This window comes from Hyphomicrobium sp. DY-1 (assembly GCF_047497105.1).
Classification (GTDB): domain Bacteria; phylum Pseudomonadota; class Alphaproteobacteria; order Rhizobiales; family Hyphomicrobiaceae; genus Hyphomicrobium_B.
This window is the reverse complement of the sequence record NZ_CP134870.1, coordinates 3,207,924-3,230,809: the sequence shown is the minus strand read 5'-3', so window position 1 is coordinate 3,230,809 and position 22,886 is coordinate 3,207,924. Positions and strand designations below refer to the sequence as shown.

21 protein-coding genes are annotated in these 22,886 nt (G+C 61.1%); 3 read left to right on the top strand and 18 right to left on the bottom strand.

Features of this window, described 5'->3' with window-relative positions:
• Nucleotides 1-12: 12 nt before the first annotated feature.
• From RLW41_RS15630 to glmM, 5 genes are all read right to left on the bottom strand, one after another.
• Complete coding sequence (locus RLW41_RS15630; protein WP_409562546.1) at nucleotides 13-1,704, bottom strand: mucoidy inhibitor MuiA family protein; 1,692 nt, start codon at nucleotides 1,702-1,704, stop codon at nucleotides 13-15.
• 149 nt (nucleotides 1,705-1,853) lie between these two features.
• A complete protein-coding gene (locus RLW41_RS15625) occupies nucleotides 1,854-3,029 on the bottom strand; it encodes a phosphoserine transaminase (RefSeq protein ID WP_414462049.1) in 1,176 nt (391 codons plus the stop codon).
• Nucleotides 3,030-3,120: 91 nt separating this feature from the next.
• Nucleotides 3,121-3,990, bottom strand: a complete 870-nt coding sequence (locus RLW41_RS15620) for an outer membrane beta-barrel protein (RefSeq protein WP_414462048.1) — start codon at nucleotides 3,988-3,990, stop codon at nucleotides 3,121-3,123.
• Nucleotides 3,991-4,264: 274 nt separating this feature from the next.
• On the bottom strand, nucleotides 4,265-5,056 hold the full coding sequence (locus RLW41_RS15615) for an outer membrane protein (protein ID WP_414462047.1): 792 nt from the start codon (nucleotides 5,054-5,056) through the stop codon (nucleotides 4,265-4,267).
• Nucleotides 5,057-5,297: 241 nt separating this feature from the next.
• Nucleotides 5,298-6,650, bottom strand: coding sequence for a phosphoglucosamine mutase (gene glmM, locus RLW41_RS15610; protein WP_414462046.1), 1,353 nt, complete (start codon nucleotides 6,648-6,650; stop codon nucleotides 5,298-5,300).
• Nucleotides 6,651-7,002: 352 nt separating this feature from the next.
• Between glmM and RLW41_RS15605 the strand changes: the two genes are divergently transcribed.
• From RLW41_RS15605 to RLW41_RS15595, 3 genes are read left to right on the top strand one after another with little or no spacing between them, the layout of a single operon-like run.
• Nucleotides 7,003-7,911 (top strand): ParA family protein, encoded by a 909-nt coding sequence (locus tag RLW41_RS15605; protein WP_013946665.1) that lies wholly within the window; start codon nucleotides 7,003-7,005, stop codon nucleotides 7,909-7,911.
• A 26-nt stretch (nucleotides 7,912-7,937) separates the two neighbouring features.
• Nucleotides 7,938-8,411: a hypothetical protein gene (locus RLW41_RS15600; protein WP_414462045.1), complete on the top strand. Its 474-nt coding sequence runs from the start codon at nucleotides 7,938-7,940 to the stop codon at nucleotides 8,409-8,411.
• 35 nt (nucleotides 8,412-8,446) lie between these two features.
• A complete protein-coding gene (locus RLW41_RS15595) occupies nucleotides 8,447-9,775 on the top strand; it encodes an APC family permease (protein ID WP_414462044.1) in 1,329 nt (442 codons plus the stop codon).
• On the opposite strand, the gene RLW41_RS15590 is transcribed toward RLW41_RS15595, so the two are convergent.
• From RLW41_RS15590 to tolR, 13 genes are all read right to left on the bottom strand, one after another.
• Nucleotides 9,776-10,399, bottom strand: coding sequence for a pyridoxamine 5'-phosphate oxidase family protein (locus RLW41_RS15590; RefSeq protein WP_414462043.1), 624 nt, complete (start codon nucleotides 10,397-10,399; stop codon nucleotides 9,776-9,778).
• A gap of 15 nt (nucleotides 10,400-10,414) precedes the next feature.
• Nucleotides 10,415-11,008: a glutathione S-transferase family protein gene (locus tag RLW41_RS15585; protein WP_414462042.1), complete on the bottom strand. Its 594-nt coding sequence runs from the start codon at nucleotides 11,006-11,008 to the stop codon at nucleotides 10,415-10,417.
• 124 nt (nucleotides 11,009-11,132) lie between these two features.
• Complete coding sequence (folP, locus tag RLW41_RS15580) at nucleotides 11,133-12,236, bottom strand: dihydropteroate synthase (RefSeq protein ID WP_409562536.1); 1,104 nt, start codon at nucleotides 12,234-12,236, stop codon at nucleotides 11,133-11,135.
• A gap of 100 nt (nucleotides 12,237-12,336) precedes the next feature.
• Nucleotides 12,337-14,289, bottom strand: coding sequence for an ATP-dependent zinc metalloprotease FtsH (gene ftsH / locus RLW41_RS15575; RefSeq protein WP_409562535.1), 1,953 nt, complete (start codon nucleotides 14,287-14,289; stop codon nucleotides 12,337-12,339).
• A gap of 114 nt (nucleotides 14,290-14,403) precedes the next feature.
• Nucleotides 14,404-15,780: a tRNA lysidine(34) synthetase TilS gene (gene tilS / locus RLW41_RS15570; protein WP_414462041.1), complete on the bottom strand. Its 1,377-nt coding sequence runs from the start codon at nucleotides 15,778-15,780 to the stop codon at nucleotides 14,404-14,406.
• A 48-nt stretch (nucleotides 15,781-15,828) separates the two neighbouring features.
• On the bottom strand, nucleotides 15,829-16,890 hold the full coding sequence (gene ybgF / locus RLW41_RS15565; protein WP_414462040.1) for a tol-pal system protein YbgF: 1,062 nt from the start codon (nucleotides 16,888-16,890) through the stop codon (nucleotides 15,829-15,831).
• A gap of 147 nt (nucleotides 16,891-17,037) precedes the next feature.
• Nucleotides 17,038-17,769 carry an OmpA family protein gene (locus RLW41_RS15560; RefSeq protein WP_409563235.1) on the bottom strand — a complete coding sequence of 244 codons (732 nt, stop codon included), beginning with the start codon at nucleotides 17,767-17,769 and terminating at the stop codon, nucleotides 17,038-17,040.
• A gap of 288 nt (nucleotides 17,770-18,057) precedes the next feature.
• Nucleotides 18,058-18,570 (bottom strand): peptidoglycan-associated lipoprotein Pal, encoded by a 513-nt coding sequence (gene pal, locus RLW41_RS15555; protein ID WP_013946655.1) that lies wholly within the window; start codon nucleotides 18,568-18,570, stop codon nucleotides 18,058-18,060.
• A 455-nt stretch (nucleotides 18,571-19,025) separates the two neighbouring features.
• On the bottom strand, nucleotides 19,026-19,151 hold the full coding sequence (locus tag RLW41_RS15550) for a hypothetical protein (protein WP_256380101.1): 126 nt from the start codon (nucleotides 19,149-19,151) through the stop codon (nucleotides 19,026-19,028).
• Between the two features lie 35 nt (nucleotides 19,152-19,186).
• On the bottom strand, nucleotides 19,187-19,321 hold the full coding sequence (locus RLW41_RS15545; protein ID WP_256380100.1) for a hypothetical protein: 135 nt from the start codon (nucleotides 19,319-19,321) through the stop codon (nucleotides 19,187-19,189).
• Between the two features lie 256 nt (nucleotides 19,322-19,577).
• A complete protein-coding gene (tolB, locus tag RLW41_RS15540) occupies nucleotides 19,578-20,924 on the bottom strand; it encodes a Tol-Pal system beta propeller repeat protein TolB (RefSeq protein ID WP_409562532.1) in 1,347 nt (448 codons plus the stop codon).
• Between the two features lie 86 nt (nucleotides 20,925-21,010).
• Entirely contained in the window at nucleotides 21,011-22,222 is a 1,212-nt protein-coding gene (gene tolA, locus RLW41_RS15535) for a cell envelope integrity protein TolA (RefSeq protein ID WP_409562531.1), read from the bottom strand.
• A 208-nt stretch (nucleotides 22,223-22,430) separates the two neighbouring features.
• Entirely contained in the window at nucleotides 22,431-22,883 is a 453-nt protein-coding gene (gene tolR / locus RLW41_RS15530) for a protein TolR (protein WP_013946652.1), read from the bottom strand.
• Nucleotides 22,884-22,886 lie beyond the last annotated feature (3 nt).

The following is a 22,886-nucleotide window of genomic DNA, read 5'->3' as shown; positions in this document are numbered from 1 at the left end:
GAAGCGCCCGCCTCAAGGCCCGTAAACGACCGACTTCGACGCAGGCCACGAAACCCGATAGCCATACTCGAGGATTTTCTCCTCATCCGGCTCCAGCTTCGCCTGGAAGGCGATGACGCCGCGCTTGTCATCGACGTTGGTCGTAGTGGGCGACGCCTTGCCCGTCATCTCGACCTTGATGTCGTCGTTCTGCGAGACCGGAACGCGATCGAGAATCGTTACGTCGATCGGCCGCTCATGCATGTTCTTGACGTTGACCTGGAAATTCCGGCTATCGACATGCGACGTCGAAATCAGCCCGGTCTCGCCGCGCTTATCTTCCAGCACCGCATGCTTGACTTTCACCTGATCGTCAACGCCGAAACCGATATCGTGGTCTTCTCCGGGGCGCAAAAGTGGTAAATTTCCGGTTCCGACGAACGTCCCATCCCGGAAAAGATAGACGGTGCCCGGCAGCATGGGGCTCCCCTTGGCCACATTGATCCGGGCGTAGAGGTAGGCGTTAGTATCAACCTTCGGGACTGAGCGGCAGCCAAGCGTCGGCTCGCTACTTTCGGACGCGATCAAGACGCGCTTGGGCTCGCCGTTCGCCGCCACGGTCACCCGCCCCGGAACCCCAAACGTCGCATCGAACGGCGCACTTTTGAGCTGTGCAACGGCTTCTTCAGCCGCGACGGGGGCGTTAGCCTCCGCACCCGCACCGAGTGTAGCGTCAAGCTCCGCATCCATCTTACGACGCGCCATCAGCGTCGGAGCGGGTGGCGGAGCCGGCATTGCCGCTACAGGCTTTGGCTCCGGCTCGAAATCGACGAACTGCGTCTCAATATCCGGCGCCGCAGATCCATCCGACGGACGCGCCGTCGAAAGTTCCATTGAAACGCCGTTCCAGTCCTCGCCTGTCACCTGCGAAATGGCAGCCCGCCGGTCGATCGAAAGCTTCGGCGGCTCGGTTTTGGTGCCCGTCGAAAGGCGCGCATCATAAAGCGGCGTCCAATGTGCATCCGGCACCTGATAGTGAATGCTCAAATCGACATCGAGCGGGCTCTGCGCGATCACATGAATGCGCACTTCCGTCTGCCGCGTACGCGCCGGAGCAAGCGACGACATCTGCGCCTTGGCGTCGGCGATCTGCCGGTCGATGTCTCGTGTCTTCTGCTCGGCATCGAGCGCGAGCTTGCCCGCATCGGTCGTTCCCTGCGCGATGAGCGCCAGAACCTTTGTCCAGTCATCGAGCGCCGTCGCAGGCTCGCCCTGCGGGGCGGGCCGCGTCGGCAATTGCGCCAGGTTGGCGATCAGCTTCTGCTGCGTCTTTGCCGCCAGCGCCTGGGCCTCGATAGTTTTCCGCTGATCCTTCAACGTCTGTATCTTGTCTTCGAGAATTTTACGCTGCGCGTCCGCCGCTTCGCTTTCAGCACGCTGCAGCATTTTCTGCGCTGTATCGACAGAACCGATATCGAGCTTACCGGACGCCCGCCCTTCGACGCGAATCGAGCCCGGAATGGCGCTCGCCGGCAGGTCACCGACGACAATCGTGTGCTCGCCCTTATCGAGATGCACCTTCGCCAGTCGCGTCACTTCTGCCCCCGACAGGAACACCGTCACCGCATCAACGGCCGACGTTGCCGGAACCTGAGCCGCAAATGCCGGTGCGGACAAGGCGGAAAACCAGACAGCCGCCCAAACAGCCGCTAAGACAAAGCGCATCGCGTTGTGACCTCTCGTTGATCGTTTCTCACACGTGGGGAAGACCGCACCCTAGCGCGCTGGTGAGCCCAGCTGATTATGACCGATGGTATGCGCGAGAAAAAGGCATTGACAGGACCAGTTTTTACCAGTTTGCGAGCGGGATCGGCTCATTTTTGGGCCGCGATGACGGCACGGGCCTCCGCATAGGCCCAATCGAGCCAGGGCAGAAGCGCGGCGATGTCTTGCGTCTCGACCGTCGCGCCGCACCAGATCCGCAGACCCGCGGGCATTCCACGATAAGCCGCGATATCGAACGCCGCCGCTTCGGCTTCGAGTAACTGCACCATCGCGCGCATGACATCAGCGCGAACGCTCTCCGAGGCGGCAGCAAGTTGCGGTTCTACAAAGCGCATCGCGACCGACGTGTGCGACCGCGTCTGCGGATCGACGGCCAAGGGCGCAATCCAATCCGTCCGCTCGATCCAATCGTAAAGCAGCGCTGCGTTAGCGTCGGCACGCGCGATCGTCGCTTCTAGTCCGCCAATCTCTGTGGCCCAGGCGAGCGCATCGAGATAGTCCTCGACGCATAGCATCGACGGCGTATTGAGCGTCACACCTTCGAACACGTCGCGCAGGACGCCGTCGGCATTCCATAGCCGGAAAAGCTTCGGCACCGGCCAAGGCGGCCGATGCGTTTCCAGCCGTTCGAGCGCGCGCGGCGACAGGATCAGCATGCCGTGCGCGCCCTCGCCGCCAAGCACCTTCTGCCAGGAATACGTCAGCACATCGATCTTGCGGAAGTCGATCTCTTCTGCGAGCAGCGCCGACGTCGCGTCGCACATGACGAGGCCATCGCGATCCGATGCGATCCAGTTCGCATCCGGCACACGCACACCCGTCGTCGTGCCGTTCCAGGTGAAAAGGACGTCGCGCGAGAAATCCACCTGACCAAGATCAGGCAGATACCCCGGTTCGGCTTCGAACGTTCTGAGATCGGCAAGCTTTAGTTCGGATGTTGCGTCCCGCAGCCAGTTGCGGCCGAACACGTCCCAGGCAAGAACATCGACGCCGCGCTGTCCGAGCAAATTCCACATCGCCATTTCGAACGCGCCGGTATCCGAGCCCGGAACGATGGCGACTTCATAACCGGACGGCAATCGCAGAAGCTCATGCGTGCGCGTGACGGCAAGCTTCAATCGCTCCCGACCCTCCGCCGAGCGGTGCGAGCGCCCGACCAGCGCATTGCTGAGTGCATCCGGCCGCCACCCCGGCCGCTTGGCGCAGGGCCCGGACGAAAAGAACGGCCTTTCAGGAGTTGTTTTGGGCTTCAAAATCTTCGGCATGGAGGCCTCTTAGCATGCCGTCCGCCCAAAGAAAAAGGCGGCCGCGAACGGCCGCCTTTCGGCACCAAAGCAACACAAGGGTGCACGCTTTCTAATCGAACTTGATGCGAATGCCCGAGCGGAACTGCTGCAGGATTGAATCTTTGAAGGTCAGGCGATTATTGCCGGAAATCGAATCGCCATCGATTGAGATGCCCCCACTCTCCCACAGCATCTGCCAGCCGTTGTCCCAAACGATCGAGTCTGTGAGGTCTGTCGAAACGCCCGCCTGAACCGCTGCGGCAAAATTGATCTGGTTCTTGGAACTCGAGCCGGACGTACTCGACGATGGCGGCGATCCAAGATTGCAACTAATGCCGGGAAAATCGAAGGTATCGGCACAGCTCGCATTCTCGGTATAGCTGCGCTCCAAACGCCGCCACGTGAATCCGAAGCCGCCACCGAGATAAGGCGTGAAGCGCGTTCCAGTCGGAATATCGTAAAGCAGATTGAAGAGCGCTGTCGTTCGCGAGAGCTTCACAGTGTCGTTGCGAAATACACCATACTGTTGTGTCTCGATAGCAGTGCCAGGCTCACCAAACGTTCGATACTTAACCTGCCCGTCGATCAAGTTGGTATTGGGGGTATAATCGACTGCAATTTCCCAACGTAGCGACGGTGTGATGTAGCGGCCGAAAGTCAGTCCAAATGTCGGGGACGAAGCAATATCATTGCCGTCCTTGACTGGCATGTTGGGATCGGAATCTTTAATCGTAGCGTCCGTCAGCAGATTTCCGCCAAGCGACAGCCCGATATACCAATCGCTGTCCGCATCATATGTCGGGACCGGTGCAGGAGCAGGCACCGGGATCGGCACGCCGCCGCCCATGTCTTTGACGCCTCCCCAATCGGCTGCCATCGCAGGCGCCGCACCGGAAGCCATCACAAATATCGTCGCAATCCACGCAATGGTAGATTTCATCGCCCCACCCTTTGAAGTCGGCGCTCAAGACAAAACGCACGCCACTAGTGACTCTGCTCGACGCTACGCTTGCGCTAACAAAGCCAAGGGAGGGAAAAACGGTCTTCGGACGGTGTCCTGTGCGCTTCCCTTAAAGGGAAGCGCACGACGCAATAACGTGGACACACGTACGCGAAACACCGCAGTACAAACCGCACCTGTTGGCATTCCAAGCAGACGCAGCCCCCCGCGCCTGCCTACTCATTTACTTAGCGGACAAAACGCGTCCGCCCCCCTAATTCAGGTCGTAACGCACACCGATACGAAACTGGTGCGCGGTGATTTCTTTGAGCTTCTCGGCCGCCGTCGTGCCGTCGGCATCGAATGCCACCGTCTTGGCGTCGCCGAGGTAGAGAAAGCGGTATCCGAAATCGAGATAGACCGCGTGCCCCGTATTGACCTCGACGGGATCGGCATCTTTCGTGCTGCCCGAAACATACATCGTCCGGCCGCCCCACAGGCGCCACGAGATGCCGGCCATGGCTGCGGCCGCGAAGTTGTCGCTCGATTGTCCGCCGTATGACGATGTGCCCGCCGCCGTCGTGACCGTTCCCGAATTCGTTTCGTTATGCGCCCAGCCGATGCCGCCGCCGATATAAGGCACGAAGCGCCCGCCGCGATTGAATTCGTAATAGAGGTTCGCAAGCACGACCGTGCTGTTGAAATCGAGTTGCGAAGACCCGAAATCGAAATCGGTTTCGTTCTTGGCGTCGAACATATGATCGACGGTGATGTCGCCGCGGAAGCCCCACGCGTAATACTGGCCGATGCCGCCGCCGACGGTCCATGCGCCTTCCGACTTCGTATCGTGCGTGTCGAAATCGCTGAAAGACATGCCCGGCGTCGGATACCACGTGTACCCGCCATCGGCGCGCAGATACCACTTCCACGTAAATTGCTGAGGCATCGGCGCCATCGTCGGCGCAGTGTCGAGATCGGGCGTCCCGAGATCGGCCGCAGACGCCCCAACGGCGCCTCCGAACAGAAGCGCAGCGCTGACAAACGGAACTGTGCGCGCAAAAAACATACGGGTTCCCTAGGAACCGGTCCGCGCGATTCGCCGAACCGGATTTAAAATCGAACCCGAATATTGCCGAGAGTGTTTAAGGGAGCCTTAATCGCCGTCGAATTGTGGCACGCCTAGCCGTGGCCATAGTCCTAACGAAAGGTAAATGCCGCACGCTGACTTGTGGCCGTGCAGCCCTGTGCCTGCACCTAAGTCTATTACCATCGAGAACGAACCCGAGGATGCCAGGACAAACGTCCCACTAAGCCGCGGCTGCTGCCGACTTCACGGCATCGACGATGTCGCCCACGATGCTGGATACGATTTTCTCATCGTCGCCTTCCGCCATCACGCGAATGACAGGCTCCGTGCCCGATGGCCGGATGACGAGGCGCCCGTTCTCGCCAAGCTTTGCTTTCGCGCCTTCGATCGCCTTGACCACGCGCGTGTCCTCGAGCGGCTGCCCGTTTGAATAGCGCACGTTCTGCAAAATCTGCGGCAACGGGCGAAAGCGATTGCAGACTTCCGATACTGTCTTTCCGGTCGCCACGACGCAGGCGAGAATCTGCAGCGCAGAAACCAGTCCATCACCCGTCGTCGTGAAATCCGACAACACGATATGGCCCGACTGCTCGCCTCCGACGTTGAAACCGTGTTTGCGCATGTGTTCGGTCACATAACGGTCGCCAACCGGCGTGCGCGCCAAGGAGAGACCAATAGACCGCAAGTACCGCTCAAGCCCGAGATTGCTCATCACCGTCGCGACGATACCGCCACCCGCGAGCTTGCCGGTGCGATGCCAGCTTTCGGCGATCACTGCCATCAGCTGATCGCCATCGACGATATCGCCCTTCTCATCGACGATCACGACGCGGTCGGCGTCGCCGTCGAGCGCGATGCCAATGTCGGCGCGCAACTCCTTGACCTTGTCGACCAGCGTCTGCGGCGAAGTCGAACCGCAGTTCAAATTGATGTTGAGACCGTTTGGCTCGACGCCAATCTTAATGACTTCCGCACCAAGCTCCCACAACGCTTCCGGCGCGACCTTGTAGGCAGCGCCGTTGGCGCAGTCGATGACGATCCGGAGCCCTGCGAGGCGCAGCTGCTTCGGCATCGTCCGCTTGGCGAATTCGATATAGCGTTCCTGCGCGCTCTCGACCCGGGTTGCCCGTCCGATCCGATCGGCATCGACAAGCAGCGTCCGGCTGTCCGCGTCGATTAGATCCTCGATCTGCTGTTCCATATCGTCGGACAGCTTGTAACCGTCAGGGTCGAACAGCTTGATGCCGTTATCGTGCGATGGGTTATGCGATGCCGATAGCATCACGCCGAGATCGGCGCGCAGCGACCGCGTCAACATCGCGACCGCCGGCGTCGGCATGGGCCCAAGCAGAAACACATCCATGCCGACAGCGGTGAAGCCCGACATCAGTGCGGCTTCGAGCATATAGCCTGAGAGCCGCGTGTCCTTGCCGATGACGACACGATGGCGATGCGTACCGGACCGGAAAACGGTTCCGGCCGCCATGCCGACCTTCAACGCCAGTTCCGACGTCATCGGGTGACGATTGGCGAGACCGCGAATGCCGTCTGTGCCGAAATACCGCCGTGCCATGCTATCCTCCCGTAGAGCCGGAACGCTTGCAGCCGGCCTTTTTGGCCCCGGCGAAGCAATCCGGAATTGGCGGAGAAACGCGTGTCGCACCGAGACGACCTGCTTCCCCCTCACCCCTCGCCATCATAGATGCCCGAGAGCTGTTCCGCATTCCATCCCCATGGTTGAATGAAACAAAATTTTGCACGGAATTCCACTGAGGGTTGAAAACAGCGCTAATAAAGCCGCACCTGCCGAGCGTCCTCGCGCGGGGTGGCGAAGCGACATGGAATCGGCCCATAGCTCGGCTATTGATGAATCGCGCGCCTCAGAGGACTGAATTGGCGTGCGCGATCTGAGAGGTAACGCAATTATGGCAGTCTTTCTTGCGGTCGCAAACCGAAAGGGCGGCGTCGGCAAATCCACGGTTTCGGTGATGCTCGCGCACGGCCTGGCGGTCTATGGCAACAAGCGCGTCCTTCTGATCGACCTCGACTCCCAGTGCAACGCCTCACTGATCCTTATGGGCGGCCAGGGCTGGAACGAATCCCGCAAGGCCGGCAAGACGATCGCCGACTATTTCTACGATCTTTTCGACGGCATCCCGGCAAATGCGCGCGACTATGTCGCCAAGAACGTCGGGGACGTCTCTGCGGCAAACGGCAAGCCCGCGCCGATCTCGCTCGTGCCGGGATCTCTTCTGCTCGAGGATATCCAGGGCGAGCTGTACCTGAAGCAGGCGAACCAGAGCAACGTGCCCGAGGTCGTCGCCAACCGTGTACGCGGCCGCATGGAAAGCCTCATCCGCCGCTTCGAAGGCGACTATGACGTCGTCATTCTGGATTGCGCGCCCGGCCTGTCGTTCGCGGCGCTCGCGGCGCTCAAGACGGCTGACAAGGTGATTGTCCCGTTCCGCCCCGACTACGTCTCGCAACTTGCCGTCGACCGCGTCGCCATGCTGATCGAGGACATGCGCAACCTCGACGATCTGGCCGAGATGCCGCCGGAAGACCGCCGTTACGTCTGCCTCGCAAACTACGTGCGCAACGACGACCGCGACTATATGATGATCGAAGAAATTAGCCTCGTGCATCCTGTGCTCGAGACGTTCCTGCCGCAGCGCAACGGCATCGCCAACGCTTTCGACTATCTTGGCAAGCTCCGCCCGATCGACGCCAAATACGGCGATGCTGCCGGTGACGTGAAAGAGCTTCACCAGGAAATCGCGCGACTGGTAGAAACGGTCGCCGCGAAAAAGAAAGCCGCAGTCGCTGTTTCTTAACCGTTGAGAGCGAAAAGACGTCGATCATGAGCAAAGGCAAACAGCTCTGGCCCGGCGATGAGATGCTCAACTTCTTTCGTGCCCACATCCGGCGCGAAACGTCTCTCGATGCGGAAGCAGCCGAAAAACTTGCAGCCTCACTAACGAAGTCCGTCAATCGCATGTTGGTGTGGGAGGTCCCTGCCGACCTGCCGGAAGCTGCCGCGACGCCTCCTTCGCCGCCAAAGATCGAAAGCGAGATCGCCGTTCAGGAGCGGCACGACCGCGCCGAGAACTTCAATCCGTACCTGTTCTCCGCGCTTGTCGCCTTGGCGAAGCATGGCCGCGACGGCCTGATGCTGCGGCTGAAAGATATCAAGTCGGCCGAAAATCTACGTGCCTTCGCCGAAGCGCAACATGTCCCGGTTGACGCCTCGCTGAAACGAACCGACGATATCCGCAAGGCCATCGTGGCAGGCGTCGAACGCCGGCTCGCGGATCGCAAAGCCGCCGCAAGCTGACCGGCAGCAATCCTTAAACCGGGAGAAGCGTATTGGTGACCGACAGTGTGAGCGACGGAACCCCTCATCTCCGCCGCTCCGTCGGGCCGACTCAGCTTGCACTCTATGCGCTCGGCAGCATGGTCGGCTCAGGCATCTACGGCCTGATCGGCAAGGCCGCAGGCGAAGCCGGTTCCGCTGTCTGGCTGTCATTCCTGGCCGCGCTCGTTGCGGCGCTGCTGACCTCGCTGTCTTATGCCTCTCTCGGCTCACGGTACCCGCGCGCGGGCGGCGCCGCCTACGTCACCGACCGCGCCTTCGGCATTCCAGTTCTGAGCTTCACCATTGGTTTGGCGCTCGTTGCTTCCGGGCTGACGTCGGTCGCGACGCAATCAAAAATCTTCGCCGCCATCGTCGCCGACCTGGCTGGCTGGGAAGCCTCGTCGCCGAACATCATCGCCATCGGCTTCCTTCTCATTCTTTCCGGCATCGTCTTCCGCGGCATTCGCGAAAGCATGTGGGTGAACGTCGTCTGCACGTTGATGGAAGTCTCGGGCCTCCTCCTCGTCATCGCCTCCGGCCTCTCGTACTGGGGCACCGTCGACTATTTCGAAATCCCGCCCGAGCGTGCCGATCTCGGCCTCGGCGTCGTCGTCTTGCAAGCTTCCGTGCTCGCCTTCTTCGCATTCATCGGCTTCGAGGATGCGGTGAATGTCGCGGAAGAATGCAAAGATCCCGAGCGCACGATCCCGCGCGGCTTGATCGTGGCCACCCTCGCCGCAGCGGTGCTTTACGTCGCCGTCTCGATCACGGCCGTTTCCGTCGTGCCGTGGCAGGAACTCGCCGCTGCGCCGAGCCCGCTGACGGCCGTCCTCGAAAAGAGTGCGCCGAGCATCCCGGCGGAACTAATGACGCTCATCGCGCTTTTCTCGGTCGCCAACACCGCGCTCGTCAATTACGTGACAGCCTCGCGCCTCATCTACGGCATGTCGGGACAAGGCCTGTTGCCGAGCTTTATCGGCCGCGTGCATGAGACCCGCCGGACACCGCACATCGCCATCGCAGCGTTGCTCGGACTGCTCCTGCTATTGGTCGTCGCCGGCCAGATTGCCGACCTCGCTGCGGCCACGGTCCTGCTACTGCTGGTGATCTTCATTGCGGTGAATGCGGCGCTCGTCGTTCTGAAGCGCCGCCCCGGGGAAGCGCGCGGCCGCTTCGAAATCCCGATTGCGCTACCGATTGCCGGTATCGGCGTCTGCAGCGTGTTGCTGATCACCCGTCTCGCGAGCGCAGACTGGCGCGCGCCGGCACTCGCCGCCGCGCTCCTCGCCGGCATTCTCGCGCTCTACGCAATATTGCGGCTGACGAAGGCGAGCCAGCGCTGATCAGTGCGCGGCGGCGGCAAGTCCGTCTTGCAGGCGCTGGTTTTCAGCCTCCAGCTCGGCGATGCGGGACTGCAACCGGCCGATCGCGTCTTTCACGTCGTCGAACGGCAGCATGCGCGGAATATGCTGCGGGCAATTCAGATCCCACGCTTCGAGTGTGAAGACGATCGCCCGCTCCGGCCTGCCGCGGTAGCCCGGATCGCTGAGCTGCGACAGCAGCGCGTCGTCGCCCTCGACCACCTTTGCGGTGCCCCAGAGTTTGGCGCGGCGCAGGTTCACATAGTCCATGATGAAAATGAACGCCTTCGCATTCTCACCCAGATTGCCGACGGTGATGTATTGCTTGTTGCCGCCGAAATCCGCAAACGCCAGCGTCTTCTCGTCGAGAACCTTGACAAACCCCGCTGGGCCGCCGCGATGCTGCACATAAGGCTGCCCGTCGGCGCTCGCCGTCGCCAAATAGAACGAACGCGTTTCCGCAATCCGTTCCGCGAGATCTTCAGTGATCGTCGTCGGCCAGCCCCTGAGCCGCTCCATGCGCTCGTATTGCTGGCGCGACCCATGCCGAGCCTGCTCGGCCTTCACCGCAGGCGTAAACGCAATGTCAGACGCGACACGATCCACAGCACATACCTTTCGTCAAAGACCCGGCATACCGATGAAGCCAGGAAGTTTCTTGATGCGCTCGACCCAAGCAGCAATTGCCGGATATGGGTCGAGCGGTACGCCACCCTCCCAACCGAGCGCGACATAAGGCATGCAGGCGATGTCTGCGACCGTCGGCCTATCGAGAACCAGCCACTCCCGCTTTTCAAGATGCCGATCCATGATCGTCAGAATGCGCGCCGCCTTCTCTCGCGCCGCCGCGATGTCGATATTCATTTTGAACTTGTCATGCAGGCGCGCATCGCCCGGCCCACGTGCGATTTCGTTCTCCGCCACCATGAGCCACTGCATGACCCGCGCCATCGACTCCGCGTCGGTGGGCAGCCAAGCCTCCCCGCCCCACTTACGAGCGACGTAAACGAGGATCGCCTGACTATCTCTGAGGATAACATCGCCGTCTTCAAGGACGGGCACCTGAGCAAACGCATTGAGATCGATAACGGGACTGCGCTTATGCGCGCCGCCCATAAAGTCGACTGGGATTAGCTCGACCGTGACGCCGAGCAGCGAACAAAGCAGTCGGACCTTGTAGCAATTTCCGGAAACATCGAGATCGTATAATTTCATCGCCTTTGCCCTCTCTCACCGTCTCTGGAGACCGGAGATAGGGCATGCTAGCCGGCGGCGGCAGTCCGGATTTCCAGCAAGGACCTTCTCGAAAAATGAGAGGGAGGATCGGCCACCGTGTCGTTTAGTCCAGCCCCTTCTCCGTTCCTGCCGAACACGCCCGCCAGACCTCGACGGCCTGCTTCGTTTCCGCCACGTCGTGCACGCGAACCATCTGAACGCCTGCCGCAACGCCCGCGATGGCGCAGGCCAGAGAACCCGGCACCCGGTTCTTGGCACCATCCACGTTGCAGAGCTGACCGATCATCTTCTTACGGCTCGCGCCGAGAAGCAGCGGCACGCCGAGCCCATGATAGAGCGACAACCCTGCCATCACCGCCACGTTGTGATGCAGATGCTTGCCGAAGCCGATGCCCGGATCGGCGACGATTTTCGACTTCGGAATCCCGGCCGCGATGCACGCCTGCACGCGGCTCTCCAGATAATCAAACACGTCGAGCACGACGTCGTCATACTGCGGATCGTCGTTCATCGTTTTCGGATCGCCCTGCGCGTGCATGATAATGACCGGCAGCCCCGTCTCGGCAGCAACCTCCAGCGCGTCCGGTTCGTGCGTGAAGGCCGAAACGTCATTCAGAATATCAGCTCCCGCCGCCGCCGCGCGCTTCATGACTTCAGACTTGCGCGTATCGACCGAAATGACGGCATCCGTCTTTGCTCGCAGCCCTTCGATCACGGGAATGACGCGTCGTAGCTCTTCTTCGACAGCGACATAGTCAGCCTGCGGTCGCGTGCTCTCGCCGCCAATATCGAGAATGTCGGCACCCTGTTCGATCAAACGCAGACCGTGTTCGACCGCATCGCGCGTCGAAGCAAACTCGCCGCCATCGGAAAAGCTATCGGGCGTAACATTGATGATGCCCATGATGCGCGGCCGGTCGAGTGACATACCGGCAAGCCGCGCCCGCGGTTCCGAAAGCTCCTGCAGAATATCGGCAGCAGCCAGCGCTTCCCGCCCCCAATCGCCGCTGAAGGCATCGCCGAGCACGACCGTCCGCCGCTTGGTGCTTGACGAGCCACGCGTCAGCACGTCGAGCGCGGCGAACGACAGCCGACCGCCAGCCAGCGGCAAGCCCTTCCACTCAGGCACATCCGCTTCGTCAACGGCGCGCCGCTCGCTCCGGTCCCAGAAGATGGCGGTGGGTTGCAGATAGATTGAGCGTTTCATTCCGGTGTGTGCCTGCCCGTGCGCGCATAACTCATGAAAAAGCGGCCGCGAAACAATCGCGGCCGCTTGGAAATTATTGGCCGACCATCGACCTCGCCACTTACTGCGGCTGAGGCTCAGGTCCGATGTCGATGCCGCCCTGCGGTTCTCCGCGCGGACGCGGCGGCTGACGACCGGCCGAGGGAACAGCCGAACCGGCGGGCCCCTTCGTACCGTCATCATCCGTCGGACGAGAGATCTTCTCGCCGCGCATGATCGTCTGGCACTCATCGCCCGAGATCGTCTCGTATTCCATCAGCGCCTGCGCCATCAGCTCCAGTTCGCCCTTGTGCTTCGTCAGCACTTCCCAAGCCGTGGTCTGGCCGGTGGTCACGATGCGGCGAACTTCTTCGTCGATGAGCTTGGCGGTCTCATCGCTCATGTTCTTCTGCTGCGTGATCGAATGGCCGAGGAACACTTCCTGCTGGTTCTCGGAATAGAGCAGCGGACCGAGCTTCTCGCTCATGCCCCACTCAGTCACCATCTTCTTGGCGATGTTCGTCGCCTGGCTGATGTCGCTCGATGCGCCGGTATTCAAGTGCTCACGGCCATAAATCAGCTGCTCCGCGACACGACCGCCGAACGCCATCGCGATCTTGCCCTCGCACCACTGCTTCGAATAACTGAGGCGATCACGCTCCGGCAAACTCATCGTCACGCCCAGCGCCCGGCCGCGCGGAATGATCGTTACTTTGTGCAGCGGATCGTTGCCCGGCACGACAAGATTGACGATCGCATGGCCTGCTTCGTGGTAAGCGGTCGCGAGCTTCTCCTCCTCGGTCATGGCCATGGTCTTGCGCTCGGCGCCCATCATGACCTTGTCTTTGGAATCTTCGAATTCGGCCTGCGTTACGAGCCGTTTGTTACGGCGCGCAGCAAGCAAGGCCGCTTCGTTGACGAGGTTCGCGAGATCGGCGCCAGAGAAGCCGGGCGTACCGCGCGCGATCACCTTCGGATCGACGTCCGGCGCGAGCGGAACTTTCTTCATATGGACGCGCAGGATCTTCTCGCGTCCCATGACGTCCGGGTTCGGAACGACGATCTGGCGGTCGAAACGGCCCGGACGCAGCAAAGCGGGATCGAGCACGTCGGGACGGTTCGTCGCCGCGATGATGATGATGCCTTCGTTAGCCTCGAAGCCGTCCATCTCGACCAGCAACTGGTTGAGCGTCTGCTCGCGCTCGTCGTTGCCGCCGCCAAGACCGGCGCCACGATGGCGGCCGACAGCGTCGATTTCGTCGATGAAGATGATGCATGGCGCATTCTTCTTCGCCTGCTCGAACATATCGCGGACGCGGCTCGCGCCGACGCCGACGAACATCTCGACGAAGTCGGAACCGGAGATTGTGAAGAACGGCACGTTGGCTTCACCGGCCACGGCGCGCGCGATTAGCGTCTTACCCGTGCCGGGAGGACCGACGAGCAGACAGCCGCGCGGAATGCGTCCGCCGAGGCGCTGGAACTTCTGCGGGTCGCGCAGAAACTCGACGATTTCCTCAAGATCGGCCTTCGCCTCATCGACGCCGGCCACGTCTTCGAACGTGACGCGCCCGTGGCGCTCCGTCAAAAGCTTGGCGCGTGACTTACCGAAGCCCATGGCTCGACCGGAGCCGGACTGCATCTGACGCATGAAAAAGATCCACACGCCGATGAGCAACAGCATCGGGAACCAGCTCAGAAGAATGCTCGTGATCGATTGCACTTCATCCTCGGCGGGTCGCGCTTTGAATTTTACACCCTTCTCGCGCAAAAGCTTTACGAGGTTGGGGTCTTCCGGGGCGTAAGTCGAGAACGAAACGTCTCCGCTGCTCGCATCGCGCTTCGTACCCGTGATCCGATTACCTGCAATCACGGCCTCGGTTACGTTACCCTTATCGACGGCATCAAGAAATTCCGAATATTGAATTTCGTTGGTCCGGCGCGTCGTGCTCGGATTGCTGACGAGATTGTAGAGGGCAAGCAACAGGACGAACAGTGCCGCCCAAATCGCAAGTTTCTGATAATTCGGGTTCATATTTTTCCTTGATGGTGCCACCGGCACCAAATCGGCGCGTGCTCGGCGGCACTGCTGCCCCCAAAGTTAGACCCTAACATAGGTGCCAGCGTAACGCCGCACAAGTTCGGCCATTTACCAACCTTTGGCCTCCGACCGTACGGTCAATTCCTTAAGATCTGGCAGCGGCAGCCAGGGGCTGATCTCGTATGCCTTTGGATCGAGCGGCGCTGCATCGAATAACGCGAATGGGGCAAGAGAAGGGGCCGCAAGGAACCTGTCCCCGATCCAAAATGACGGCAGCGCCTGTGCCGCACGGGTCGGCGGCCGACGTGTCGGCGCAAGGCGCGGCACGATGGCCGCATAGCCCTTTTCGCCCAAAGGCTTAACCGTGACGGCATCGGTCATATCGGCCTGATCCGGCGCAAACCGCACGACGAAACGCTGATCCCAGACGGTCGACTCACCGACGGACAGCATGATCTCGGCTTGTCCGAGCCGCCCCACCTCACGCCAGACGCGCACGAAGCGCGAGCCGCTCGATACTACCACTCCACCCAGTGTTGCCGCTGAGGCAGCATCGCGTTGCATACGCGCCACCAAGTCCTCAACCTCGAAAAGTTGCGGTGACGGACTTGCGCCGCCGTATCGCGCGATAAGCCGCGCGAGAACTTTCTGTCGCAGGAATGCCGGGCCAGCCTCGAATGCCCGGCGATCGAGCTTCGCGAAAACGTCGTTGCCGTATGACAGATCAAGCGATGCCACGAAGTGCGCTTCGGCGTAGGCCAAGGCCTCGCGAGCTTCGCCTAGGCGCCGGGCGGACGTTGCAATGGCCTCGGACGACAGACCGGCCTCTTCCATCTGCTCCAGCGCCGAGCGAACGCGCGCCCGCTCATAGCGCCGGTCGCGGTTCGTCGGATCTTCGGCATAGCTGATGCCGCGCTGAGCGACCGTCGCCAACAGCCGCGCTTTCGGAAAAGCCAACAGCGGCCGCATCAGCACGATCGCCGCGCCATCGCGCAACGGCCGTTCGCTACGCATGCTGGCAAGACCATCCAGGCCCGCCCCGCGCGCAAGCCGCATCGCAAACGTCTCGGCCTGATCGTCACGATGATGCGCCGTGACGATTGCGATGTTGGCCGCAGCAATCGTTTTCGCGTGCGTTTCGAGCAGACGATAGCGCGCCTCCCGTGCGGCGGCCGACAGACCCGAGGTCGGCTTTTCTCCGTCCCAACTCACAATAGCGTGCGGCAAACCGAGGCGCCGCGCCTCGACAGCCACCATCTCAGCTTCGTGGCGCGAGCGGGCGCGCAGACCATGATCGACAGTGGCGACGGAGACGTTTGGCTTTAGCCCTTCGAAACGGGCACGCCATTCAGCCGCGAGCGCCATCAGCGCCATGCTGTCCGGACCGCCGGACACCGCAAGCACGACATGATCGAAACGCGCGAGCTCCGCCAGCGCGGCATCCGCTTCGACAGTGCTAATCGGCGATTGCAAAGCTCTACGCACGGGCAAACTCTCAGCCGGCAAACGCCCTAAAGGCCGGCGAACATAGATTTATTGGCAGCCGATCCGCTGACGCTCGCTTTGCGCCCGGCCTTTGACGCTCTGCGGGGCGGTCGGAAATTTCGCGGCGAGCTCCGAGAACGATGAGCAAGCTGCCTCTTTCTGACCCAGCCTGTCCAGCGACATCGCGAGCTTCAACAGACTGTCGGGCGCCTTACCGCTCTGCCCATAAGTCTGATACCCCTTGAGAAACGCGCCCGCCGCCGCCTTGTATTGACCGCGCACAAAATACGTCTCGCCGAGCCAGTATTGGGCGTTCCCCGCGAGCGAGTCGTTGGGATACTTCTTCAGGAAATCATTGAAGGACGCTTCCGCCGAACCATAATCGCGCTGCAGCAGATAGCCATACGCCGTCTCGTAGGCTTGCTTGGGATCGCCCGGCGCTTCGCTTGTGGGCGGCAGAGCCGCCGTCGAAACGCCCGCGCCGGGTGGAGACGACCAGCCGTTGGCCTGCCCTTGCTGATCCTGCTTGTTCAGAAGCCCGCCGATGGCATCGTTGCCGCCATTCCCCGGCGAAACTGTCGTCGAGCCGAAACCTGGAATAGCCGCGGGCTCGGCTTGCGGCGTTCCGTTGCCACTCCCGAGCGAAGCCGTGTCAGGTCCGCCCGGAAGGTCGGTTCGATGTTGCACGCCGCCCTGCGCTTGAATCTGTTCCGTGAGCTGCTGAACCTGTGCCGTCAACGCCCGGACCTGCGTTTCGAGGCTTTCGATCCGCGCGGTATCAGCACCGCTTCCGGCCGATGGGAAGGGTTGCGATGCAGCCCCACCGGCACCGCCGCCGTTCTTGGCAAGTGTCTCCAAAGTCCCGACGACGACCTGCATGTCGACAAGCTGCTCTTCCAGGGCATCAACGCGCGCTTTGAGCGCCGCGTCAGGAGAAGCATTCGCCACCGCGCCGCCCTTCGTCCCGCGCGCATCGTTCGCCTGCGCCATGGCTGGGCGAGACAAAAGCGGACCGGACGAGAGAGCCAGAACCGCAATCAAGGCGACGGCCTGAAAGGCGCCCATGCCAGCGTTCACGCCAGTGCTGTAGATTTGCGCAAGCTTGGCCATCCCCGGCTGTGCCCCTCGGATCAGTTGATGCGACACGTGCCGGAACAGGATTCTCCCGCCAGCCGGCTGCGGGAGCTTACCCCAGGTGTTCCCGCGTCTCCACCTACGCCGGGTCGCACTCCGCCATCAACCACCTTTCCCAACAACCTATTGAGAAATCTGATCGCCCGAATCGCGCAATTGCCGGCTTGCCGTTCCGGACGTGGAATTTGCCAATCCGGAACGCCGCGCACCGGCTTGCCAGCCGGAATAGACGTGCCAGTAGTTGATCAGGACCTCGGCATTGCGATTCTGCGCCCGGCAAAGGGCGTTGTCGCAGATCGCAACCTGGTCCAGATCTCCGGCGGCTTTGATCTCGATGCGATTCAGCGGCAGACCAGCCACCACGAGACGATCGCGAACCGCCTGGGCACGTTGCAGCGAGAGATCGCGAGCCGCCTTGCTGTCGCCTTCACCATCGGCCCGGCCGATGACCATGATAGACAGATCCGGCCGCACACTCAGCCAGCGCGCCTGCTGCTCGATAAGGCTGCGCGCCCGACCGCCAAGCGCGGCGCTGTTCTCAGCAAAAAAGACGCGATCGCCAACATCCAGCAGGAAAGCATGCCGATATTCCGACGTCCGTTCGGCCTCATCGGCTTTCAGCCGTTGGCGCGCTTCCGGATCGAGTTCGCCACGCTCGAGCGAGGCGAGCGCTCGCTTGGCGCGCGACGCGGCAGCCGTGCCGGGATATTCGTCGATAACGCGATTAAGGAGCCGACGGCCCGAATCTTCTGCGCGGTCGGACAAGGCATCCAGACCGTCTTCGAGAAGTTCGGCTGCCCGAATGCCATCGGGATCGCTGTCTTGCGCACCGACATGCGATGCCAAGGCGCCCATCAGGCCCAGGACGCAACAAATCACGCCAGCCGCAACAATTGAAGTCCGCGAAATCCGCATTGAATAAGGGCGCCGCAACTAAAAATAACGTGGCGTCCTTATGCGAGGCCAATTGGGCCAAACTTTGCTGATAGCAAATGACGTTAAAGGTTTATTAACGTGTTGCCGAATTGAGCCACCCGGCAACCGCTATCAAACGAGACCGCTCAGGCATCGACTCGGCGGGACCGAGCACGTGGCGGCGGGCGAAACGACGCCCAACCGATCCCCCGCGGTTGATGCCCAGCGCTAACGCTGGCTGACGACGCCGCCGCTGTTGAGCACGGTCTGCGCGCGCCGGTTCTGCGACCAGCAGGAAATATCGTTGCAAACCGCAACCGGACGCTCCTTGCCGTACGAGATCGTACGGATGCGCGCGCCGTTGATACCATGCTGCGAAAGGAAGTTGCGCACGGCCGTCGCACGGCGCGCACCGAGCGCGATGTTGTATTCGCGCGTACCGCGTTCGTCGGCGTGACCTTCGATGGTGATCGTGTACTGCGGGTACTGCTGCAGCCATTGGGATTGCTTCACGAGCGTTTGCTGCGCTTCCGGCGTCAGATCCACCGAGTCGGTCGAGAAGTAGACGATGTCGCCGACATTCTGGGTGAAGTCGCGCTGCGAACCGGGCGTTGCATTGCCATACTTGCTGGCGAGCGAGTCGGGCTGCATGTCTTTGTTGGCACATGCGCCGAGCGTCGCGGCAAGAATCGAAACGGCGGCAAGGCGCAGGCCCAAGCTCCGCGCAAACGTGGCCATCATTCCGCTAATCCCCTTCGTATCGATCTCGTCCCTTGCGCGAGTCGCACCGCGTACCGTCCGCCAAGAGATAGTGTTTGTCCCTTATGCCGATAGCGGAGCGTTCAGCCGAAAATATGGCCGATTCCCCAGCGGTAGCTCCCCGATCCGTCGTATTTCGAACTGGCAATCTGGGCTTTCCGCAGCAGCCTCTCACCGGATCTATTACCATCGGGTTTAGAGGTGTGTGTGCGACTAATTTGAATTACGACCACTTTTCTTTGTGTTTTCCCGGAATTATTGCGCGAGAGCACCAAAGAACTTGAGACTCACTTGTTCTGATCTTTTGTCAGCACAGTGACGACAACTTGAACGACAGGCCTAAAAAGCTCAAGACCGAGTTGTTGACGGAAACCCGCCCACAACTCGGTCTTGAAGATCAATAATGAAAAACGCAGTACTAAGAAGTCAGGGTGCGCTTAGTGCGCAACCTGCTCCGAAGCGACGGGCCCGCCAAGTTTCAGCGGCGTCGTTTCTGCTTCACGGCGGCAAGCACCGAGAGCAACAGCAACCAAAACTGTAGCGAGAACGATTGCGCTCTTCATTGTAGTCTCCTTAAAGTTCCTGATTACGCGCTAAATTAGCGAGCAACCGAGTCGCTGGCGACCGGGCCGCCAAGCTTCAGAGGAACATGCTCAGCTTCGCGACGGCAAGCGCCGAGAGCGATAGCCGCAACAACTGCTGACAAAAGGATCAGCCCCTTCACACCCTGCATGGTCATATCTCCTGATACGATTCCGGCAAAAGCCGTACTCTGGGGTACCGGGAGGGCGGTCTTGGATCAAGAACGGAGGCGGCAAATCCCAAGTTTTCCAACCCCATAGATGCGAAAATGCAACGGGGCTTAGTGGGCAAAATTCAACACTTTTGCCAGCCGCGTTAAGATGCGCAACCCATTGGCATCGCGTATCTTTTCGAGTCCTTTTGCCATCGCCGTTAATATTTGTGACGACGCATTCGTAAACGCGATCCTAATTCAGCAGCGGCGACCACGCAGGGTCGGATGCAAACGACGGCGTCTTCACTTCGCGCTCGTTGTAGCCGGTGATGTCGACCGAATAGATTCGAGGCCCACCCGACTCGCCGTTGCTGACATCACGGAAGAACATCAGCACCCGGCCGTTGGGCGCCCAGGTCGGCCCCTCGTTGTGGAAGCCCGACGTCAATTGCCGCTCGCCCGAACCGTCCGGCTTCATCACGCCGATGATGAACTGGCCGCCCGCCTGCTTGGTGAAGGCGATGTAGTCGCCACGCGGCGACCAGACAGGCGTCGAATAGGTGCCATCGCCCCCTGAGATCGGATGCTGGTTGGAGCCATCCGAATTCATGACCCATAGCTGCTGCCGGCCGCCGCGATCGCTTTCGAACACGATCTGACTGCCGTCGGGCGAGTAGCTGGGGCTGGTGTCGATGCCGTTCGACTGCGTGAGTCGCCGTGGCTGCCGCGACCTCAGATCCATCTCGTAGATGTCGGAGCCGCCGTCCGGTCGGCCGAGACTCATGATCACGCGCTGGCCGTCGGGTGAGAATCGCGGCGCGAACGTCATGTTCGGAAAATCGCCGACCAGTTCCCGCTGTCCCGTCTCAAGGTTCATGATGAAAACCTTGGGCTGGCCATCGGCCATGTAGGCCATGTAGGTGATTTCCTGGTTCGTCGGCGAGAACCGCGGCGTCAGCACGAGTTCGTTACCTTGCGTCAGCAAGCGGACATTGGCGCCGTCCTGATCCATGATCGCGAGCCGCTTGATGCGACGTTCCTTCGGTCCCGTCTCGTCAACGAAGACGATTCGCGTATCAAAGTAGCCTTTTTCGCCCGTCAGGCGCTCGTAGATGCTGTCGGCGATCATATGACCGATGCGGCGCCAGTTTCGGGACGCCGTTGAGAATCGCTGCCCGGTGAGCTGCTTTCCGCCTGCCACGTCCCAGACCCGGAATTCGGCGCCGACTCGCCCGTCGCCGCTATTGACGACACGCCCCACGACCAGGGCGTCGGCCTGGATCGACCTCCAGTCGTTGAAACGCGGCAGCGCGTTGACGTCGCGCACCTGCTCCAGAAAAGACCCGTGATCGAGCGGCCGGAACAAACCCGAATTCCCAAGGTCTGCTTCGACCACGCCGGAGATTTGCTGCGCAAGTTGCTGATCGTCGCCAAGAAATGTCGGGATTGCGATCGGGATCGGCGCAATCGTGCCTTCCGTCTGCGTACCTTTGAGCTGCGCCATGGCCGGCGTCGTCGCCAACCCTGGAGCGAGCCCTATGGCGGCAGCGACGAACGTAGCGACAGAAAACAGCCGTTTCAGGCGGACTTTCAGAATCATTCAGGCTCTCTCATGCGTCACTGCCGGCAAACCGGGAGTTCAAAGATTGTCTCGCTTCGCGGTCGATTGAAGCAACTTTTAGGCGTTTACAACATTTGTCGCGGATCGAAAGTCCAGTCGATGATCTTCCAGCCCCCTTCGTACTTGTCCGGCGGCAGATGGAAAGGCGCACAAGTCCGAACGGCCCGAAGCGCCGCCTCGGCATAAACCTGCCCCGCCGTCGTGTTCGGCGCCGACGTCACCTGCGGCTCGCCTGCGAGTGTGCCGTCGGGATTGAGTTCCCAATGCAGCGCGACGACCGGCACTTCCTCGCCGCCGCCCGTTCCCGGCGGCCGCCAGCAGCCGTTGAGCTGTTGTTTCAGCATGCCCTTGAGCAGATCCTGCTCGCGGGCCGAAAGCACCGTATCGGTGCCCGTCGCCGTACCGGCTTCCTTGCCCGTGTCGAACGCGTCGTTCTTCGAGCCAGATGCCTGCTGACCCTTCTTCCGCTTGTCCTTGTCGAGCAACGCTTTCGGCGTCGCGTCGTCCGGCGACTTGTCAAGTAACGCGGCAATCTTGCTCGGATCGAACTGCTTCTTGGCAGCCTCGGCCTTCTTGCGCGCCTCTTCTTGCCGCTTCTTCTTCAGTGCAGCGAGCTTCTTTTTCTTTGCCTCTTCCGCAGCCTTCTTCTTGGCTTCGGCGAGCGCTTTTTTCTTCGCTTCCTCCGCTGCTTTCTTCTTGGCTTCCTCTTCGGCCTTTTTCTTTGCCTCTTCTTCGGCTTTCCTTTTAGCTTCTTCCTCGACCTTCTTTTTTGCTGCTTCTGCAGCCTGTTTTTCTTCTTCGGCCTTCTTTTCTTCAGGCGTCGGACCAGGCTCGGGCGGCGGAGGCGGCGCGTTCGCAGCCGGAGGCGGCGGCGTCTCCTGCAGCTTCTTCGCGATCGGATCGGGCTCGGACTTCGATGCCTCGGGCGGAGGTGGAGGCGGCGGAGGCTCTGCGGCGTCCGGCGGTTCGGGCTCCGGTGGCGGCTCCGTTTTCGCGACCTGCTCCTCGGCCGGGGGCGGCGGAGGCGGCGGCGCATTGGCGGGCTTTTGCGTATCGTTCTTGCTGTCGTCCGGCGTCGGCTTGTCGTTCGCCTTGGTTTCGAGATGCTTGGCGTCTTCGCTGCCCTGCTTCAGGCGCAGGAACTCCGACGGCGTGATGAGTTCAGCCGAAATCGCGGGTGTATCCGGGGTCAGCGGCGGCGAGGAATGCAAGCCGTAAAGCGCCCACCCGAGAAGGGCGGCATGAAAAAGAAGGGACAGAACAAGTCCGAAGGGCACGGTTCAGCACCCACAATCAACATAAGGCGGCGCGTCCGGCCGCCGATACTCACCAAACTGCGGCCCAAGAAGCGGTCCGAATTGCGACGGGAACCGGCCGCAGACCGAAGCCTTCGCTGCCGACAGGCCTCGCGACGAACCGGTCTTGAGAGGGCGCTGACGCGCATCCATGTTCGTCATACGTATCGTCCTTTAGCGATTACGGGCGCTAAGTGCCTCCCTTCTCCCCGTTGAGAACGAACGACAACTTCTTGAAGCCGCCCTGATTGATGCGGCTCATGACTTCCATCACCGTACCGTAGTTCACACCCTTGTCGCCGCGCACGAAGATCGTCTCGTCGTAGCCGTTCTGCGCGATGGCCTTGAGCTTCGTCGCCAGATCATCGAGCGGAACCTGCGAATCGCCGATGTAAACATCGCCGTTGGCCTTCACCGTGACCGCCAGAGGATCTTTCTTCGGCGTCGGAATTTGCTGCCCCTTGGCTTCCGGCAGATTGACGTCGATGCCGGTCTGCAGTAGCGGCGCGGCGACCATGAAAATGATGAGCAGCACGAGCATCACATCGACCATTGGCGTGACGTTGATCTCGCTCATCGGCATATGCTTGCCGCGACGCCGACCGCGTCCACCGCCTCCGCCCGCCTTGACGCTCATTCCCATCGG